The following is a 3569-nucleotide window of genomic DNA, read 5'->3' as shown; positions in this document are numbered from 1 at the left end:
GGTATTGATAGTTCACCAGATACGCTTGCTGTTTGTCGAAGACACTGTACTGACAGGAATTTAAATCCTGTTCTCCATCAAGGTTGTGTTAACTTGATTGAGCCAGTCTATCCAAGATGTGGATTGTAAAAGGATTGTTGATCCATCTGGGCAGTTGATTGGCGATCGCTGCTTAACAATATTCTCTGTTTTAAAATCTTCAATAGGTAATTCCAAATCGATGAAGATTCGCCCTTGTGGTTCCAGATGTCGAGTAAAAGCTTGCAGTGCAGCCACAGCAGCAGTTCGCTTTTCTAGCAGCATGAATGAGCCAAAGGAAACTGCGATGCCTACGGCGGGCTACGCCTACGCACTAAATTTACCAGGAATATCAAGTTTTTCTACACAACCTTGATGGAGAACAGGATTTAAATTCCTGTCAGTACAGTGTTTTCGACAAACAGCAAGCGTATCTGGTGAACTATCAATACCCTCAACATTAATTCCAGCTTCTAGCAGTGGGATAAGTAGTCGTCCCGTCCCAACCATCGCCTCTAAAATTCTGCCACCAATTAATGAAAGATGTCTGATGTAGTATGGAACATCAGGATAATCTCGATCAATGGGCTTGGTTATTTCATAAACCTCAGTACATAAGGGCCCGTATGCCGTTAATGTCATTTATAAAACAATACAGTTCAGTTAAGCATTTCTTCCTTCTCTTTGCGTCCTTGGCGTCCTTGGCGGTTCGTTAAAAAATTTGACTTTGATAAAGAGTTTTGGCCTTAACTGAACCGTATTGATTTATAAAAGTCTCAAATACTAAAAATAGCCAATTGCTAATTTCAAAACAAACTAGCAATTAGCTATTTATCACAATTAACAATTAGCTATTCCCTAAGTTAGTGCTTCAGCACCACCAACAACCTCTAGGAGTTCCTGGGTAATTGCAGCTTGTCGGGCTTTGTTGTAAGACAGGGTGAGGGTGTTAATCAATTCACCAGCATTTTCACTAGCATTACTCATGGCTGTCATCCGGGCTGCTAGTTCACTAGCCGCCGATTCTTGCAGCGCCCGCAATAGCTGGTTACTCAGATACAGGGGCAACAAAGAATCGAGAATCTGCACTGGATCTTGCTCGAAAATCATGTCAGGAGCCAACGTGCGGACTTGGTTAGTCACTTTCTCCCGCTCGACTTCAAATTTACCACCACGGGTTGTCAAGCGGAAGATTTCGTCATCGCCTGCTTCTAGACCTTGCGGATCGAGGGGCAGTAAGGTTTGTATCACAGGCCGGGAGCTAACTAAGGAAAGGAATCTGGTATAGATTAATTCGATGCGGTCAACTTCTTCCGAAAGGAACAAGGAAAGTAATTGATCGGCAATCTGATTGGCTTCTGCTGCGGTGGGAATTTGCTCTAAGCCGCTATAGGTAGCATCAATGGGCTGATTGCGGCGTTGAAAGTACTGTGTAGCTTTGCGCCCGACCAACACAAATTGATAGTTTAAACCTTCTGCCTTGATTTCTTTGGCGCGATTTTCTGCACGGCGGATAACGTTACTATTGTAGCCGCCGCATAAACCGCGATCGCCTGAGATAACCAACAGCCCGACTGACTTAACTTCCCGTTTTCTCAGCAATGGTAGGTTTGCTTCTTCAAAGCGCAGACGGCTTTGCAAACCATACAATACTTGTGCCAAGCGATCGGCAAAGGGGCGAGTCGCTAGCACTTGTTCTTGCGCCCGACGCACTCTAGCCGCAGCTACGAGGCGCATGGCTTCTGTGATTTTTTTGGTGTTTTTGACCGACTGAATGCGATCGCGTATTGCTTTTAGATTGGCCATATTCTTTTCCTTAGTCCTTAGTCATTTGTCATTTGTCCTTTGTCACTAGTCATTAGTTATTTACCAATGACTAATGACTAATGACTAATGACTAATTACGCTGCTGCTTTGAAGGTCTTCTTGTATTCGGTAAGTGCTTCCTTCAAGGCAGCTTCTTCTGCATCACCTAGTGCTTTGGAGGCTCTTACTCCTTCGGCATACTGGGTTTTACCAGTCTTTAAGTACTCGCGCAGACCTTGGGTAAAGGTTGTAACTTTATCTACAGGAACGTCATCTAAGTAACCATTGATACCAGCGTAGAGAATTGCTACTTGCTCGTATACCGAGAGTGGCGAATTTTGTGGCTGCTTGAGGAGTTCGCGTAAACGTTGACCCCGTGCCAACTGGTCTTGAGTGGCTTTATCCAAGTCAGAAGCAAATTGAGCGAAGGCTTGCAGGTCGTCAAATTGGGCTAGTTCCAATTTAATCTTACCAGCAACTTTTTTCATTGCCTTGGTTTGCGCCGCAGAACCCACGCGGGATACAGAAATACCAGGGTTCACAGCTGGACGGATACCAGCGTTAAACAAGTCAGAAGATAGGAATATCTGACCATCGGTAATGGAAATTACGTTAGTGGGGATGTATGCTGAAACGTCACCAGCTTGGGTTTCGATAATTGGTAGGGCGGTCATACTGCCTTTACCTAATTCGTCACTTAGCTTTGCTGCTCTTTCTAGCAAACGGGAGTGAATGTAGAATACATCTCCAGGATAAGCTTCGCGTCCGGGTGGACGACGCAGCAGTAGTGACATTTGGCGATAAGCTTGGGCTTGCTTGGAGAGGTCATCATAAATTACCAGGGTAGCTTTGCCTTTGTACATAAAGTACTCGGCAATAGTTGCGCCTGTGTAGGGAGCTAGGAATTGCAGGGTTGCTGGGTCACTGGCGTTAGCGGCGACGACGATGGTGTAATCCATTGCGCCTTTTTCTTGCAATGTCTGCACCACGTTAGCGACGGTGGAAGCCTTTTGACCGATCGCAACGTATACACAAATTACATCTTCTTCTTTTTGGTTGATGATTGTGTCGATTGCGATCGCAGTTTTGCCGGTTTGGCGATCGCCGATAATCAATTCGCGCTGACCACGACCGATAGGAATCATTGAGTCAATAGCTGTGATACCCGTTTGCATGGGTTCGTGTACAGATCGACGAGCAATGATACCAGGTGCTGGGGATTCAATCAAACGGCTGTCTGAAGTCTTGATGTCTCCCTTACCATCAATGGGACGACCCAAAGCGTCTACAACTCGTCCAATTAAGGCTTCTCCTACGGGTACTTGGGCAATTCTACCGGTAGCGGTTACAGAGCTACCTTCTTGAATTTCTAGCCCTTCACCCATGAGTACCGCGCCCACATTGTCTTCTTCTAAGTTCTGGGCGATGCCAATTGTACCATCTTCAAATTCTAAAAGTTCCCCAGACATAGCCTTTTCCAGACCATAAATCCGGGCAATACCGTCACCTACTTGTAGGACAGTACCAACGTTAGCAACTTTGACCTCTTGATCGTATTGCTCGATTTGTTGTTGGATAATGCTGCTAATTTCGTCAGGTCTAATTGATATGCTCATGTGTCTATCTTGTTTGCTTTCGAGACTGAAAAATTCAAGAGTTAAGAGTGATGAGTTAAGAGTTAGGAGTTAGTAGTTAGGAGTTAAGTAAATAGTAATTTATTTTGACTTTTAACTTTTAAGCTTTAC

At 44.7% G+C, this 3569-nt stretch carries 4 protein-coding genes; all 4 read right to left on the bottom strand.

Going from position 1 to position 3569, the window contains the following annotated elements:
• Positions 1-60: 60 nt before the first annotated feature.
• Positions 61-303 (bottom strand): hypothetical protein, encoded by a 243-nt coding sequence (locus LC574_RS31375; RefSeq protein WP_229457479.1) that lies wholly within the window; start codon positions 301-303, stop codon positions 61-63.
• A 42-nt stretch (positions 304-345) separates the two neighbouring features.
• Entirely contained in the window at positions 346-660 is a 315-nt protein-coding gene (locus LC574_RS31370) for a bifunctional 2-polyprenyl-6-hydroxyphenol methylase/3-demethylubiquinol 3-O-methyltransferase UbiG (protein WP_229457478.1), read from the bottom strand.
• A gap of 216 nt (positions 661-876) precedes the next feature.
• Positions 877-1824, bottom strand: coding sequence for a F0F1 ATP synthase subunit gamma (locus tag LC574_RS31365; protein WP_229457477.1), 948 nt, complete (start codon positions 1822-1824; stop codon positions 877-879).
• Between the two features lie 95 nt (positions 1825-1919).
• Positions 1920-3440 carry a F0F1 ATP synthase subunit alpha gene (gene atpA, locus LC574_RS31360; protein ID WP_229457476.1) on the bottom strand — a complete coding sequence of 507 codons (1521 nt, stop codon included), beginning with the start codon at positions 3438-3440 and terminating at the stop codon, positions 1920-1922.
• Positions 3441-3569 lie beyond the last annotated feature (129 nt).

Origin of the sequence: Nostoc sp. CHAB 5715 (genome assembly GCF_020829685.1) — a bacterium.
Lineage (GTDB): Bacteria > Cyanobacteriota > Cyanobacteriia > Cyanobacteriales > Nostocaceae > Nostoc.
The sequence above is the reverse complement of the archived record's forward strand: the minus strand, read 5'-3'. Positions and strand labels throughout refer to the sequence as shown.